This window comes from Paenibacillus sp. NPDC056722, from assembly GCF_042790635.1.
In the GTDB taxonomy this organism is placed as follows: Bacteria; Bacillota; Bacilli; order Paenibacillales; family Paenibacillaceae; genus Paenibacillus_AQ; species Paenibacillus_AQ agri.
In genome coordinates, this window is sequence record NZ_JBHTYV010000003.1 from 522,676 (window position 1) to 538,239 (window position 15,564).

The 15,564-nt window shown below is 50.2% G+C and carries 11 protein-coding genes; 2 read left to right on the top strand and 9 right to left on the bottom strand.

The features are described from left to right. Nucleotides 1-74: 74 nt before the first annotated feature. Nucleotides 75-932, top strand: coding sequence for a patatin-like phospholipase family protein (locus tag ACFRAM_RS10995; RefSeq protein ID WP_379465873.1), 858 nt, complete (start codon nucleotides 75-77; stop codon nucleotides 930-932). A gap of 246 nt (nucleotides 933-1,178) precedes the next feature. On the opposite strand, the gene ACFRAM_RS11000 is transcribed toward ACFRAM_RS10995, so the two are convergent. Then, nucleotides 1,179-2,678: a DHA2 family efflux MFS transporter permease subunit gene (locus ACFRAM_RS11000; protein WP_379465874.1), complete on the bottom strand. Its 1,500-nt coding sequence runs from the start codon at nucleotides 2,676-2,678 to the stop codon at nucleotides 1,179-1,181. 219 nt (nucleotides 2,679-2,897) lie between these two features. Between ACFRAM_RS11000 and ACFRAM_RS11005 the strand changes: the two genes are divergently transcribed. Next, nucleotides 2,898-3,494, top strand: a complete 597-nt coding sequence (locus tag ACFRAM_RS11005; protein ID WP_379465875.1) for a TetR/AcrR family transcriptional regulator — start codon at nucleotides 2,898-2,900, stop codon at nucleotides 3,492-3,494. Between the two features lie 237 nt (nucleotides 3,495-3,731). Here ACFRAM_RS11005 and ACFRAM_RS11010 read toward each other — a convergent pair whose 3' ends face one another. The 8 genes from ACFRAM_RS11010 to aspS form a co-directional block, all read right to left on the bottom strand. Next, nucleotides 3,732-4,259 carry a GNAT family N-acetyltransferase gene (locus ACFRAM_RS11010; RefSeq protein WP_379465876.1) on the bottom strand — a complete coding sequence of 176 codons (528 nt, stop codon included), beginning with the start codon at nucleotides 4,257-4,259 and terminating at the stop codon, nucleotides 3,732-3,734. Between the two features lie 110 nt (nucleotides 4,260-4,369). Beyond that, nucleotides 4,370-5,674: a replication-associated recombination protein A gene (locus ACFRAM_RS11015; RefSeq protein ID WP_379465877.1), complete on the bottom strand. Its 1,305-nt coding sequence runs from the start codon at nucleotides 5,672-5,674 to the stop codon at nucleotides 4,370-4,372. A gap of 142 nt (nucleotides 5,675-5,816) precedes the next feature. Beyond that, nucleotides 5,817-6,098 carry a CD3324 family protein gene (locus tag ACFRAM_RS11020; protein ID WP_379194896.1) on the bottom strand — a complete coding sequence of 94 codons (282 nt, stop codon included), beginning with the start codon at nucleotides 6,096-6,098 and terminating at the stop codon, nucleotides 5,817-5,819. Between the two features lie 456 nt (nucleotides 6,099-6,554). Beyond that, nucleotides 6,555-8,117, bottom strand: a complete 1,563-nt coding sequence (locus tag ACFRAM_RS11025) for a tetratricopeptide repeat protein (RefSeq protein WP_379465878.1) — start codon at nucleotides 8,115-8,117, stop codon at nucleotides 6,555-6,557. A gap of 768 nt (nucleotides 8,118-8,885) precedes the next feature. Continuing rightward, entirely contained in the window at nucleotides 8,886-11,282 is a 2,397-nt protein-coding gene (locus tag ACFRAM_RS11030) for a HelD family protein (protein ID WP_379465879.1), read from the bottom strand. A 134-nt stretch (nucleotides 11,283-11,416) separates the two neighbouring features. Next, entirely contained in the window at nucleotides 11,417-12,715 is a 1,299-nt protein-coding gene (locus tag ACFRAM_RS11035) for an NCS2 family permease (protein ID WP_066364425.1), read from the bottom strand. Between the two features lie 199 nt (nucleotides 12,716-12,914). Continuing rightward, nucleotides 12,915-13,670, bottom strand: a complete 756-nt coding sequence (locus ACFRAM_RS11040; protein WP_175370488.1) for a tRNA threonylcarbamoyladenosine dehydratase — start codon at nucleotides 13,668-13,670, stop codon at nucleotides 12,915-12,917. Between the two features lie 66 nt (nucleotides 13,671-13,736). Further along, nucleotides 13,737-15,521: an aspartate--tRNA ligase gene (gene aspS, locus ACFRAM_RS11045; RefSeq protein WP_066364430.1), complete on the bottom strand. Its 1,785-nt coding sequence runs from the start codon at nucleotides 15,519-15,521 to the stop codon at nucleotides 13,737-13,739. Nucleotides 15,522-15,564 lie beyond the last annotated feature (43 nt).

Below are 15,564 nucleotides of genomic sequence, written 5' to 3' on the forward strand. Positions count from 1 at the left end.
TTATACTCTAGAGGCCGAAAGGAACCTTGTCAAACAAGTTCCTACAACGATTAATCAAAATGGGAGGAATGGGCATGAACAGTCAGAACAACCAATCGATGACTCGAGCCGTCGTCTTGGGCGGCGGTGGTGTGACCGGCATAGCGTGGGAGGTTGGGGTCTTAACGGGATTGCTGGAGTCTGGGGTCGATCTGTATCAAGCTGAGACGATCATCGGAACGTCCGCCGGCTCTTTTGTCGGAGCAGCCCTGGCCAGTGGGTATGACGTTAACAAACTGTTTGCGGACCAGTTGGAACCGAACCCGAACGAGATACCGGTCTCCGCGTCCAAAGAATTGATGCAAGCGTGGTACAAGGCTTTCGTCACCGGAGGAAGCGATCCGCGAAAAGTCGGAGCAGAATTCGGTCTTATCGCCAAAAACAATTCCCCCTCCGTGTCGCCTGAACAGCGGCGCGCCTTAGTCGAGAGCCGCCTTGTGACCAAAGAATGGCCACAACAATTGCAGGTAACCGCCATCGATGCCGATACCGGGCATCTTCATACTTTCGATCATGAGTCTGGAATTCCTCTACCCGATGCCGTGTCGGCAAGCGGGGCCGTTCCAGGAATTTGGCCGCTCGTCTCCATCGGTGAGCGCAACTGGACTGACGGAGGCATGGTGTCCACAACCAATGCGCGGCTGGCGGAAGGCCACCAACGGATTATCATTCTCGCCCCGATGCCAAAAGGTTATGGTTCCATTCCGGGAGCCGCGGAAGAGGCGGAAGGCTTGCATACAAATGCAGACGTTTATCTCATAATCCCAGATGAACACAGTGTTGCGGCCATCGGCCTCAACCCCTACGATTCAACGCGCTGCGGCATAACGGCAACCGCCGGCCGGGAGCAGGGCCGCTCCATTGCCGAAGCAGTTCGGACTATGTGGGAATGACAGAGAGGAGATAAGTACTTCTATCTGAGAGAGGATGGGCACTGTAATATTGAATTCATATTGCGCCCCTGGTAACAGCTTCGCAAGTACTACCCTTGGTCGAGAAAAAGGGGTCCCATCCAGATTGGATGGGACCCTGCTTCATTTTCTTACGGTTTGACGGTTCCGTTTATCCCCAATGTCATAGGACCGTAGCCGTTGTATTGTTCCATCAGAAGAATACTTAGAAGAACCTTCCCTGCTCCCCTATGTTTCATTAACTAGTTTTGTGTTCAGGGCTATTGCGCCTTCTTCTTTCTCGGCCTGCCCTGTACGTTTAATGAAGAAAGAAAGCAACAAGCCGGCAATTCCGATTCCAATAATGACAAGGTACGCATCATTAATCCCCTGAATAGTCGCCTCCATTAGCATATGCTCCTTCGAACCTGAGCCGCCTGTTGCCATCATATCTTGCAAATGAGTCTTGGTTCTGCTCGTCATAACCGTAACAAGCAAAGAAGTACCTATCGCACCAGCCACCTGCTTAATGGTATTGGAGATAGCTGTTCCGTGCTCATTCAGTTTTGCAGGCAGTTGGTTCAGGCCCGCTGTTGTAATTGGCATCAGAAACATAGCCATCCCGAAGCGCCGTCCTGTGGACATCAGAAGTAAATACGTATAACTGGTGGTATCGGTCAGATTAATGAACCCGATTGTTGTTCCGATCGTAATAACCATACCGATAATGGACAGCCACTTCGCTCCAAACCGATCGAACAGTCTGCCTGTTATCGGCATCATAATTCCCATGAGAAGCGCGCCAGGGAGCATCAGCAGCCCAGATTCCAGGGCTGTATATCCACGTGCAGACTGCAAATACAGCGGAAGCAGCATCATATCCGCATACATAACCATCGTAACCGCAATATTAATAACGGTTGTCAAGGAGAACATGCCGTATTTGAACGCCCTGAGATCGAGAAGCGGGCTCTTGGAGACCAGCTGTCTCCAGGTAAACAAAATCAAGGAGATTACACCTACAACAATAGATAAGACCACTTCCGTGCTTGACCAGCCCTTGCTTCCAGCACTGCTGAAGCCATAAAGAACGGTACCGAAGCCGATAGTTGAGAGAATGATGCTCCAAACGTCAAGCTTCGGATATTTTCGTTCAGCCACATTTTTCAGATAAATAAAGGCGATCGCAATAACGATTACAGCAAGCGGAATCATTCCATAGAACATCGTACGCCAGGAATAATGCTCCATGATATAACCGGCGAGTGTAGGACCGATAGCAGGAGCAAAAATAATAGCGAAACCGACCATCCCCATCGCGGCTCCCCGTTTGTCAGGAGGAAATACAGTCAGAATGACAGTCATTAGCAACGGCATGATAATTCCAGCGCCAGCAGCTTGAATCAGACGGCCTAGCAGCAAAATATCGAAGTTAGGTGCTACCGCCGAAACAATAGTTCCACCGAGGAAAATAACCATCGCAGTCTGAAACAGCTCACGGGTCGTAAACCGTTGCATGAGATATGCGGTGATAGGAATAAGAACCCCGTTAACCAACATGTATCCGGTTGTCAGCCATTGGGCCGTAGATGCCCCAATATTAAAGTCGATCATCAGCTCCGGTGTCGCGACGCTCATAATCGTCTGGTTCAAAACAGCGATGAACGCCCCCAGAATCATGACAAACAATAGCGGACCTTTCTTAATGGAGCTGCTGGCTAAAGATAAATTATTGCTCAGTTTTCTCATTCCCTTCAAATTCAGTGCGAAACTAATAGACACTGTGTAGTATAATAAACTCAACGTAAAGAATTATAGCCACCCCTCTTACAATTCACAAGCAACACTTTTCAAAAAAATGTATGTTAGTTTACAGCTGAACAGGATCTGTCGTTTATTCAGAATATTATTTACAAATCGTATATTTTTGTCGTACAAATTATTTACAGGGAAAGGAAATGAAAGCGTATGTCAACAAAATCACCGCGTACGGACCCGCGTGTACTACGCACGCGACAATTGATTCGAAATGCATTTATCGATTTGCTGCAGGAGATTGATCTTGAGAAAATAACCGTGAATCGTATTGCGGAACGCGCCACCATCAATCGTGTTACCTTCTATCTTCATTACCGGGATATTCCGGATATGATGGAGAAGATGGCAGATGATATGATTAATGCAATTGTTGCTATCTTTGAAGATGTTCAGCGTCAATCCCGTGTTGACTTTGAGAGGTTCGTATTGGTCAGTGTGCTTGAACATATCGCGGAGAATTCAAGCTTTTACAAGGTGCTGCTCGCTTCAAAACGCATACCGATCTTCTCCGATCGCCTAATGCAGCTGATGGTTGATGTCATCTCCAGCAGAGCAGAGAATCGAGACGCTTCCTTATCCGGTTCGGTTGTGAGCGTTCCTAAAGATATTGCAATCTGGTATGGCTCTTCCGCATTCATCGGTACAATTGTCTTCTGGCTTCGCAATGATATGCCCTACACACCGAATTTTCTCGCCAATCAGCTTTCTCTGCTGTTCCGTTTACATCAAAATACGACCAGTTCATAGAAGCGTCATCATATTCAAAAAAATAAGACACAAGAGCACTCGGGCTCTTGCGTCTTATTTACAAGCAAATAGGAGTTCGGCCGATATCCGCAGTAAAGACCGTTCCGTTCACGAAGCTGGAATCGTCTGAAACCAATCCAATTACAAGGCAACCTTGGTGATTTCTTCGGCCGAACCCGCACGTGGAATCACGCCCTCCGCCAGCTACGACAAGCTGATACCAGCCACCCTTTCGGCTCACAGCTTTGTCAGCATGTGAATGTCCTCAGGTTCTTTCATGAAGAGTTCCTCATCGACTTCTGACGCGATAGAAGAACCAAAGCTCGAATAGAACTTCACTGCAGATTCAGTTTCGGTGGAGGATATATATAAGTATTCCGCTCCTTTTTTGATGGCAGCTTTACTTAATTGGGCGAAAATTTGGCGGCCAATACCCTGTCTTCGGTATTCCCAGGTAACGTACATCAGGTCGATTTGAAGTTGATTATGATCTTTTCCCCGCAGCTTATGAGCCAGGACTCCGAACCCCACCAACTTACTCCCGTCGAATGCTCCAAATGCCACCCCACCATGGGTAAGCTCATATTCATATCGTGAAATAATCTCCTGATATTGGTCTTCCATCCAGTTAGGGCACTCATGGGGTGTCTTTAATTCTTCAAGAGTCCCCTCCCGATATCGGTACGTTAGTTCTATGGTTTCTGAGCGATCTATATCACGGATTCTATTAGCATCCTCAAGTTTCATTTGCACGATTGTAACCATAGTTTACCTCCTAAAGCACAATGTATTATTCACATAAGCATCAGCGTTAAAAATGAAGCCCCGCCCGTTGGAAACATCCTGCTGTAGGTTAAGGAAATCCCCACTCAGGTCTACCGCTCCCGCCGCAGCGCCTGATTGTGACGAATCTTCGCCTCATTGCCCTGCTCGGTGGCCTGATAGAACACCCTGCGGGCAATCGCCTTGGGCAGGTAATCTTGCTTCACATAATGACCCGGAAAATCATGCGGGTACTGGTACCCGGCGTGCCCCAGTGCAGATGCGCCTTTGTAATGCGTGTCCCGCAGGTGCAGAGGCACCTCGGCCGATTTCAGCTCTTCGATGCTCGACATCGCCTTGGAAATGGCTGTGTATACAGCATTGGATTTGGGACTCTCCACCGCGAACAGAATCGCCTGGGCGATGTTCAGCTTCGCTTCCGGCCAGCCGTTGTTGCGATAAGCCTCCAGGGCGCTGACAGCCTGCACCATGGCCTGCGGATTGGCGAGCCCGATGTCCTCGCTGCTGGCCGCGATCAGGCGCCGGATGAAGGTCATCGGGTCCATGCCGAGCTTCTCGACGGCATAGAGGAACCAGAACAGAGCGGCGTCACTGGAGCCGCGAATGCTCTTGTGAAAAGCCGACAGCACATCGTACTGCGTCGATTCATCCGCCTTGACGATCGGGCGGCGGATCGACTCCTCCGCGACCTCCAGCGTGATATGCACGCTGCCGTCGCTCTGAGGCGCTGTCGTAAGCGCAGCTAACTCCAGCGCATTCAAGGCCCGCCGGATGTCGCCATTCGCCATCGTGGCGATATGCTGTAGGGCCTCCTCATCCACTCGGAGGTCCATGAACCCCAGGCCCCGTTCCTTATCGTCCAGGGCCCGCTTCATCGCCGTAAGGCTATGCTCCCTCGTCAGCGACTCCAACTGGAACAGCGTGGACCGACTCATCAAGGCCCCGTTCACATAATGGAACGGGTTCTCAGTCGTCGCCCCGATAAAGATAATCGTGCCCTTCTCCACCGCGGGCAGCAAAGCATCCTGGCGCGAGCTGTTGAAGCGATGCACCTCGTCCAGGAAGAGAATCGTCTTCGTCCCGTACAGGGACTTGTTACTCTGCGCTCGCTCGATCACTTCCCGCACATCCTTGACGGAAGCCTCTACGGCATTCAAGCGCACAAACTCGCCCTGCGTGTGATGGGAAATAATATGAGCCAGCGTCGTCTTGCCGCAGCCCGGCGGCCCGTAGAGCAGAATCGACGAGACCTGATCAGCCTCAATCGCCCGGCGCAGTAGCTTGCCTCGACCTATGATATGCTCCTGTCCGATATATTCATCCAGATTCTCCGGGCGCATGCGATCAGCCAGCAGCCGTCCGTCCCCTCTACTCTCTTCAAACGAAAATAAATCCATAATCTCCACTTCCTTGCGATATTCTATATAGGTTGAACCTGACTATTTTAGTTCTCCTATCATACCATATCAGAGAAAAACATAATAAAGAGCATGACCTCGTCAACGGGACGGGAGCCATGCTCTTTGTTCAAAGTGCAGCCTAGCGGCTCAACGCTAGCCGCATTTTTGATATAATTTTACGGATACTTTCTTCCGATAGATGATATCTTTGCTGAAGCTCCGATACAGAGCATCCACTGCGGTGAGAACAAAAAATCTCTTCGTTACGGTTCGCAATCTCCTGTCTTGAACCACTGTTCTCGCCCCATCTGACACGCTGTTCCGACTTCTTGGGGATGTATAACAGTTCTCCCTGGATGTATCCCTGAAGCTCCTCTAGAAGCCTAGGGGGAAGAACATCCCTCCCATTTACATAACTCACGTTTCGTATCCTCCTTAAGTAGGTGTGTTCCTTGAGTTCCTGCCAACTTCGTGTTAAAGATAATCATGTCACGCTCTCCTTTCTTATTCTCAAATTTGGTAAATACCGTAATTTCATTATATTAAACCAGCCGTTAGGCGTCTATATTCAGATACAACAATCTTGTAATCGTTTTTATGTTAGTGTTTACAAACTTGGAGCCGGTGTCTTTAAAATACATTATGTTTATTATTCGTTATGTTTTTTTAAATAAGGAGGCCTTGCGGCCTCCCCTTGTATTGCGGTTTCCGTCGTTAGACGGAAACCACCTCGTATACTGAAATCATCGTAATCAGCCTCCTTCCAGAAGTAATCTTGCCCGGCCGGACACTTATTATTAAGCCATAGCCCCAGTGGAGTTACAAGTGCAAGAACAGTTTAAAACATTCTCCACCAAAGATATCCTCCACGCGCAGATCATTCCACTCCCTGTTTCAAAGCGTTCAATAGCTCCAAAGCTTCTTCATATTCCGGCTCCAATTCCAGCGCTCTGGTCGTATAATCCAGGGTGGCCGCCTCATCGCCTAGTTCGTAGTTACAGATGGCAAGACTATACAAGACAGGCACGACAGGCTCATCCGGGTTGGCTAGCACAGAGCGTTCCAGGAACTCCCGCGCCTGCGCAAATTGATCCATCTCGAACAGCAGCAGCCCGCAATCCAAGGCGAGATCATAGCTGGCCTCCATCGCGTAATGATTGGCCCACATGATCTGAATCCCTCTTTGCAAGTCGAGCAGTTCCTCGTCACCGCAATCCTGAAGCAGGGCTGAGATGTGCTCAGCGCTGTGGATGAACAACTCGGCATCATAGCCGCCAAGCCGCCAAAAGGCCAAAAGCTGACGAAGCTCCATTTCACCCAAATGCTGATCTACAGATCCCTTCAGACAATAAAAATCATCCGGACCAAAGCGGTCGATGAACCGCCGATAGGCTAGACGGGTCTGTACATAACTAGCCGGCTCCTGAAGCATGAGAATACAGCCGGCATTGATGTCTTTATAGTGGTGTTGTGTGAACAGCGACACGGCTCCTTTTTGCTCAAAAGCATGCTGGATCGCATGATAGTTCGCCGTCAGAGAGAAACATCCGTGGTGAATCAGTTCAGGGGGTGGTGCGAACTCCCAGTTCTCCAGCCGGTGATCGCCTTTATCTGCCGTGATCAGTAGAAAACCAGCCTGGGACAAGGCATTCAGACGCTCCATACACATAAGTCCTGCCGCAGGGAACAGAATATGCGAGTCCTCCAGCTTGTCCTGATATATTTGTATAACCCCTTGATAAGGGTGCGTATCCTCTTCATAGCTGGCTGCACGGCGGTATTGGAACTCGGGAACCACTTTTTTGAGCAGCTCAGATTGGCTAAGCCCTTCCACTTCCTCTGGAAATTTCAGTGCCACCTCGCACTCGAAAATTTTCCCTTCATCCACGTAAAGCAATTCTTGCGGGATACTGCAAAAAAAGTAATTGGCGATCACCAGCAAGGGCTGCTCCAAATCCCCTGGACGGATGACCACTTTACTCTGAGTCAGATGCAGCTCCGTATCATTGACAGCATCAAAACGGGCAAAATCCAGCAGCCCCTCATCTACCAACGACAGCAGGCCAGGATGCCGCTGCCAGGAGGCGACGTTTTTGGCAGCCAAATCACTCATAACATAACGAACGGGAGGCAAGGTAAGCCCTGCGTAATTCCTAATTTCGCGTAATTGACGAACGATATGAAAGGCCAGCCGGCCGGCGCCCGCTCCAAGCTCCAGAATGGTAACCGGCTCCGATACATGCCCTTGTGCGGCCCGATCCTGAAGAAATCCGAAAATCATCTCTGCGTAAGCTTCCGCAATCATAGGATTGCTCGTAATATACTGTGGTACTTCATCGTCTTCCCAAGCTTTCATACCCTTTTCTTCAAAATAAGCACGCTGCAGCTCCCAGATCGGGGCTTCACTGAAGCGGTAGAACTGTTGTCCATTGGTTGTCATTGATGTGTTACCTGCTCTCTATCATATTCCACTTATACCTACTTCTAAGGATTGATGATCCCGGCCGGCATGTCAACCGGTTCTTTTAGGATTTTAGTTTTATTTATATATAAGACAAGCGTACGGTTTGAATTTAAGATCTCAATTTAAGATCTGAACTTAGAATTTGAACTTAAAATTTGAACTTAAAATTTGAACTTAAAATCTTCACTTAGGATCTGCACTTAGGATCCGCACTTAGGATCTGAACCCAGAATCCGAACGTTTGGCGCGGTCATTCCTACGGTGGAAGGTATTAACTTCCGGTCAATGTTGTCTCAAGATTCCCTCTGTATCGCCGCTTCTATGTGGACGCATTAAAATAACAAACAAAGCCAAGAAAAAGGAGAATTTATATTTCGGCTTCCCGATCTGTAATTTAACGGCATTTTTGTACCTTAAATAATCTGTATTTAAGGGTTAGAGTTAATTAAAGGCAATTTTGTACCTTAATTATTCCATAATACCCCTTTAAAGCTAATTTTATCGAAAATAAGATACAAAAATGCCTCTATCTCCCTTATTTTCCTTCATCCAATAAATTCAAGGTACAAAAATGCTCTTAGTTGGGCGAGGGGACCTTTTTTCACAGTTAAACAGTTAAGAAGAAGGAGAAAGTAAGCGAGCGATTAGATTTGTGTTCTGAAACCCTGGCGACAGTTTCTTTTATTCGTCTTATATACAAAAAGGAACTAGCCGGGGCAATCTCCCCGGTAGTTCCTTGATAATTCACTTCTGCGGCGACGTCTCCGTCGGCCAGCCGATCAGGACCTCTCCTTCAGACGCCTGCACATAGGCCGGGAGTTCCCCGTCATGCAGCAGCCACAGCTCATGCAGCGCGCGTGTGCAGCCAACATACATCAGCTTCGCATCCCAGGCTGCTTCCCCATAGTGACCACGGTCCGCATCCGCCAGGATAACGGCGTCGAACTCCAGTCCCTTGGACAGGTACACCGGCAGTATGGATAGCCCGCCTTGATAAGCTGTCATGCTGCCGTCGATGAGATGGATGTCGCTAAAATGCTCTGCGAGCGCCGTATACAGCTCCGTGGCTTCCCGCAAACTACGTGTCAGCACAGCAACCGTACGATACTCCCGGCCAGACAGCGCAGCCAGCGCGGCTCTCAGGTCCTGGACGCGTGGATCCAGGTGCAGCTCATTTGTCTTCAACAAGTTGCCTGCATCAGGGACTCCTGCTTCTGAGTCACGTACTTCAGAACCGTCTGCTTTAGATCTGCCTGCATCAGTGGCACCTGCCTCAGATCTGCCCACTTCAGAGCCACCTACCTCAGAGCCGTCTACCTCAGACCTGCCTGCTTCTGAGCCACCTACTTTAGAACTCTGCACTTCAGGGCGGCCTGCTTCACCATAGGCAATGAGACGCACCGGGTTACCGCTACGGAAGACCGGCACGGCCAGCAGCGGGCTGTTCACACCTGCAGACAGGATGCCGTTCGCGAACTCGATGATCTCCATCGTCGAGCGATAACTGCGTGTAAGCGCATGGTAGGCCGTGTGCTCGGGATCGAAGAGCTTCTGCATCTCTTCCCAGCCATGTACACCCTTGTAGGCATGTATGCCCTGCGACAGATCGCCCAGGATTGTGAAGGAGTGACCGCGCACGTACAGATCCAGAATCGCGATCTGGAACGGCGAGAAGTCCTGCGCCTCATCAATCACGACATGGTCGAAGCGGCTGATGCCTTCGTTGCCGTTCAGAAGATAATGAATATACAGCAGAGGCGGCAAATCCTCTTCCCGAATAATACCCTTCTTCAGTTCCTTTGCCGTTTCCTTAAGAACACCAGCCGGAATGATCTCGGGTGGTTCTGCAGGCCAACTCTCCGGGGTCTTTGCCGCCCGGAAGATCTGCTTGTAGATGGTCAGAGGATCGTACTTGGACCATTTAGCGCTGTACGCTTTTTCCCGCTGAGCGCCCTTCTTCTTGCGTTCCTTCATAGCTGCTGCAGACGGGCTCTTCTTCAACTCCATCTCAATCCAGCGGTGGATCCGTGCCATCACCCGCTCCTTGCGCTTCGCCGGAGGGTACGGTGCGTACTCCTCATTATGCCAGCGCAGAATCATGGAGCGGCGCAGTACCGTACCTTCCCAAGGGATGAAATCTCCTTCTGGGACAGCGTCTGCTTCCAACAACTTAATGGAGTCCTCGATAAGACCCATCAGCGCAGTGGAACCTTTGAAGCGGCCCGGCGTCTCTTCCGTGATTTCCGGCATGCCGCCGGAAGTCTCGAACCAGCGGTTCAGCGTCTGCGTCGCATCCTGCTGCGGCAGCTCCAGCCCCAGCACCTCTGCCGCCCAGTCCGGGAACGTGTTCTGTGCAATGTTGCCCACACCAAGCTCTGGAAGCACATCAGAGATGTAATCAAGGAACATGCGGTTCGGAGCGAAAATAATCATTTTCTCCGCTGAGACCTGATCCTTGTATTGATAGAGCAAGAAGGCCAGACGGTGCAGGGCTACCGTCGTCTTCCCACTGCCCGCAACACCCTGAATAATCAGCGCGGTGTTCTTCGCTGCCCGGATGATCTTGTCCTGCTCTTCCTGAATTGTCGACACAATATCCCGCAGACGGTTATCCTTGTTCTCGCCAAGGCGGTAGACGAGGAATTCGTCCGATACCGCGGGACCGTCACTCTCCCGGTTAAAGGTGTCCGCTACCCGTTCGAGAATCTGCTTGCGGATCACCACGTTGCGCTTGAGGTAGACCAGCCCTTCTACCAATCCGTCCGGTGCTTCATAGGAAGCAGGCTCCGTCCCGCCGGTAAACGAATAGAACAGGCTTGCTACCGGTGCGCGCCAGTCGATGACTAGCGGACGGTCGCTTACCTGTTCGCGGTCTGCACCGATTTTGCCAATGTAAAGCGCCTTGCGTTCGTGCTCATCTGTACCTTGAAAATCAAGCCGTCCGAAATAAGGCTCCTGCCTTAGCTTGGTCAAATCCCTGCGTCTCTGCTCTCTGGAGGCCTCCAGAGCTTGCTCCGTGTAATCATGTCCAGTGTATACCGGCGTATTGCGGAGCTTCTCCAGCACAGCATCAATTTCTACAAGTGTTTTGTCCAGCCTGTCTTCTTCCTCTTGATAGGCACTTTGAAGATTGTCTTCCAATTTCAGTTACCTCCTAAAAGTATTATCGAGCCATGGTTGCCTTATTCCTCTTCTACATACAAAAAGGATTCTCATTGTAGCATAACCAAGGCCCGAAATCCATATGTTTCAAGCTGGACAAGTTGATTGAGGGATTATAACAGTGCGTGCAGGATAAAATTCGCTACAAATAGGGCCGCTATGGCGTACAAGGCTGGTGGGACATCTTTGCCTTTGCCCATCGACAGTTTTAGGATCGGGTAGGTAATGAAGCCAAACGCCATCCCGTCAACAATACTGTAAGTGAACGGAATCATGACCATAACCAGGAACGCCGGGAACAGCTCTGTCATGTCGCTAAAGTCCATCTCACGTACACTCTGCACCATCAATCCCCCAATAACCATCAGAATCGGGGCAATCGCGCTATCCGGCACATAAGCCAGCAGTGGAATGAACAAGAAGGTTGCACCGAACAGGATACCTGTGACCAGGGAGGTCAGACCGGAGCGGCCACCTGCCGCAATTCCGGCATTGGATTCTGCAGCAGCCACCACCGGACTACTGCCGAAGATACCTGCCGCAATGTTGGCGATGGAAAGCGCACGCAGGCTGCTTTTAAAGCGTTCTGGACGGTTTGCCAGCTGAGTCTGGGAGGCGATCAGACCGATATTTTCAAAGACAACAATCAATAGCAACAGGAAAATGGCAATCCAGAATACCAAACTAAGCAGGCCAGTCCACTGCATGCCGAAAAATACATTACTGTATCCGCTGAAAACATGTCCAGATTCCACATTCTCCGGTCCTTTGGTGGCACCCAGCAGATAAGCTAGTCCGGTACCTACCGCCATACTGATCAGCAGACCGCCGCTCGTACCACGGATGAACAGTACCAGTGCGAGCAGCAAAGTAATACATGACGTGATTACTGCCGGGTCACTGAAGTGGCCGATGGCCACGAAGGTCGTCTGATGGGCAATAACGATCCCACTCTTCTGCAGCCCGATAAAGGTCAGGAACAAACCGATGCCGACTGTGATGGCATGCTGCAGATTGTGCGGAATCGCTTCGCTCAAGATACGATAGAGCGAAGTGAACGCCACGATCGCAAACAATACGCCGGTTACGACAACTACAGCCAGCGCCTCCCGCCAATCCAGCTTCATGGAATGCACAAGGGTGTACGTGAAAAAAGCGTTGATCCCCATCCCCGGCACCACTATGATCGGCGTCTTGCCGGCAAAAGCCATCAAGAGGCAGCCTGTAATAGCCGTCAGCAATGTAGCTACCATCCCTGCCCGCAGCGGCATGCCCGCATCGTGCAGAATGGCCGCGTTGACCATTACAATATATACTGAAGCAAAATAGGAGAGAATACCGGCCGCCCATTCCCGTTTCCAGTCATGTTCAGGCAGTAAACCTACGCTATTTCGCCAAAAATTCGATTTCATTATTTATAAACCTCCGCTAATGTCAAGTCAGGTCCATCTCTATGCATTGCAAAAAAAGTCCTCAAGCCCTGACAAAAGGGCGTCAGCAGCCAGAAACCGGCTGTACGCCCTTTTGTCCATTTACTTTGATAATATTTAGTCTACCCTTTATTCACAGAAATCTTTCGGCCTAGATGCAGCTTCCTGGTAAGTAAGGAAATTAGAAGCTGACGCCTCCGGCCTCCAGCAGATCCTTCACGGTTACGCTGACCATAATAAGACCGGCTACAGGCGGCACGAATGAGTTACTGGCAGGCGGCTGCTTCGCTTTGCGTCTGTCCGGCGCGTTCTCGGGAACAATTTTATCCGTAACATCCTGACGCGGTTTCACTGGAGTCTCTGTAGAGAATACAACCTTAACACCCTTTTTGATGCCCTCTTTACGCAGCTTCTGACGGATAATCCGGGCGATAGGGTCATAGGTAGTCTTGGAGATGTCAGCAACCTGGAACCGGGTAGGATCCATCTTGTTGGCTGCGCCCATACTTGAGATCATCGGAATTCCCCGGGCCAGACATTCTTTGATCAGGTGGACTTTGTAGATGATCGTATCCGAAGCATCAATTACATAATCCAGCTTATATTTAAACAATTCTTCATATGTTTCTTCCGTATAGAACATATTCAGCGCAATAGCATCACAGTCCGGGTTGATCAACTTGATGCGGTCCACCATCAGCTCGGCTTTCTTCTGGCCTACAGTGGTAGTGAGTGCGTGGATCTGGCGGTTCACATTGGTGATATCCACCACGTCCTTATCAATCAGGATAATCCGCCCAACCCCGCTACGGGCCAGCGCCTCTGCCGCTATACCGCCGACACCACCGATACCTAGCACTGCTACGGTGCTGTTTTTCATAATATCCAGGCCTTCCGGCCCAATGGCAAGTTCTGTACGCGAGAACTGGTGCAACATATTTTTAACCTCCTTAACTAGCACTACGAAGCGCAAGATGCGCTTCGCAGTGAATGAATAATATGATTATTCTTTGTCTTTTTCCTTCTTCGGTTTCAGAGCCAGCTTGATGTGCAAATCTTCCAATTGCGAGCCTTCCACTGGAGATGGAGCATCCATTAGCAGATCGGTTGCACTTGCTGTTTTCGGGAATGCGATCGTTTCCCGCAGGTTGGTGCGTCCTGCGAGCAGCATCACGAGACGGTCAAGGCCGAAGGCAATTCCGCCGTGCGGAGGCGTACCGTATTCAAACGCGTCGAGCAGGTAACCGAATTTTTCGTAAGCAACTTCCTCAGAGAAGCCGAGCGCTTTGAACATTTGCTCTTGCACTTCACGTTTGTAGATCCGCATCGAGCCGCCACCGACTTCGTAGCCGTTCAGCACGATATCGTAGGCTTGGGCACGAATGGCACCCGGATCAGTCTCGAACAGGTGCAGATCCTCTTCACGCGGACGTGTGAACGGATGGTGCTCAGCAACATAACGTTTTTGATCTTCATCATAGCCCAGCAGCGGGAAGTCTGTTACCCAAGCGAATTTGAAGACGTTGTCGTCGATCAGGCCGAGCTGGCGTCCGATTTTGAGACGCAGCGCACCAAGAACATCTGCAACCACTTTTTTGTTATCTGCGGAGAAGAGCAGCAAGTCGCCTTCCTCAGCGCCAGTACGTTCCTTAACAGCAGCAATCTCTTCTTCGGAGAAGAACTTAACGATTGGCCCCTTGAATTCGCCATCCTTCACTTGAATCCATGCCAACCCTTTCGCGCCGTAACGCGCGGCATACGGTCCAAGATCGTCGATTTCTTTACGAGTCCAAGTACCACAGCCCTTAGCGTTAAGGCACTTCACTTCTCCGCCTTTTTCGATAACGGACGCGAATACCTTCACGCCGCTGGTCGCTACGATATCATTCATCTCGATCAGTTCCAGACCAAAGCGCAGGTCCGGCTTGTCGGAGCCGTATTTACCAATAGCATCAGCATATGTCAACCGTTGGAACGGAAGAGCGAGATCTGCACCAACAGTTTCCTTGAAGAGACGCTGCAAAAGCTTCTCCATCATGCCCAGCAGATCATCCTGGGACAGGAAGGAGGTCTCAATGTCGACCTGGGTGAATTCCGGCTGACGGTCAGCACGTAGATCCTCATCGCGGAAACAACGGGCGATTTGATAGTAACGCTCTATACCGCCCACCATCAACAACTGTTTGTAGATTTGCGGGGATTGCGGCAGACCGAAGAATTCCCCTTCATGCACCCGGCTCGGTACAAGATAGTCACGCGCGCCTTCCGGTGAGCTTTTAGTTAGAATCGGTGTTTCTACATCGATGAAACCTTCGCTGTCCAGGAAGTCACGGAATATTTTAGATGCTTTGGAGCGCAACAGCAGCGTCTTTTGCATCTCAGGACGACGCAGGTCGAGGTAACGGTATTTCAGACGCAAAGATTCGTCCACTTCTACACCATCTTCGATAAAGAACGGAGGTGTCTTCGCTGCGTTCAGCACTTCAATATCCGTGATTTGCACTTCAATCTCACCGGTAGGCAGATTCTTATTCACGGTTTCGTCATCGCGCTTAACCACTTTACCTTTAACAGCCACAACGTATTCGCTGCGTACTTTGTCAGCGATTTGCAGCGCTTCACCCGAATAATCCGGATTGAAAACAACTTGCACAATTCCGCTGCGGTCACGGAGATCAATGAAAAGTACGCCCCCGAGATCGCGGCGGGTCTGTACCCAGCCGTTAAGGGTAACGGTTTGTCCAATATGGTCCTGCGTTAATTGTCCACAATGATGACTTCTTTGCATGATTTGATCATATCCTTTCATGATTGAAATATCTCTTGTACTA

Coding starts and splice junctions, on each gene's coding strand:
- ACFRAM_RS11015 (WP_379465877.1), bottom strand. CDS start 5,674: ATGGATTTATTTTCGTTTGAAGAGAGTAGAGGGGACGGACGGCTGCTG.
- aspS (WP_066364430.1), bottom strand. CDS start 15,521: ATGCAAAGAAGTCATCATTGTGGACAATTAACGCAGGACCATATTGGA.
- ACFRAM_RS11000 (WP_379465874.1), bottom strand. CDS start 2,678: ATGAGAAAACTGAGCAATAATTTATCTTTAGCCAGCAGCTCCATTAAG.
- ACFRAM_RS11005 (WP_379465875.1), top strand. CDS start 2,898: ATGTCAACAAAATCACCGCGTACGGACCCGCGTGTACTACGCACGCGA.
- ACFRAM_RS11025 (WP_379465878.1), bottom strand. CDS start 8,117: ATGACAACCAATGGACAACAGTTCTACCGCTTCAGTGAAGCCCCGATC.
- ACFRAM_RS11010 (WP_379465876.1), bottom strand. CDS start 4,259: ATGGTTACAATCGTGCAAATGAAACTTGAGGATGCTAATAGAATCCGT.
- ACFRAM_RS10995 (WP_379465873.1), top strand. CDS start 75: ATGAACAGTCAGAACAACCAATCGATGACTCGAGCCGTCGTCTTGGGC.
- ACFRAM_RS11040 (WP_175370488.1), bottom strand. CDS start 13,670: ATGTTGCACCAGTTCTCGCGTACAGAACTTGCCATTGGGCCGGAAGGC.
- ACFRAM_RS11035 (WP_066364425.1), bottom strand. CDS start 12,715: ATGAAATCGAATTTTTGGCGAAATAGCGTAGGTTTACTGCCTGAACAT.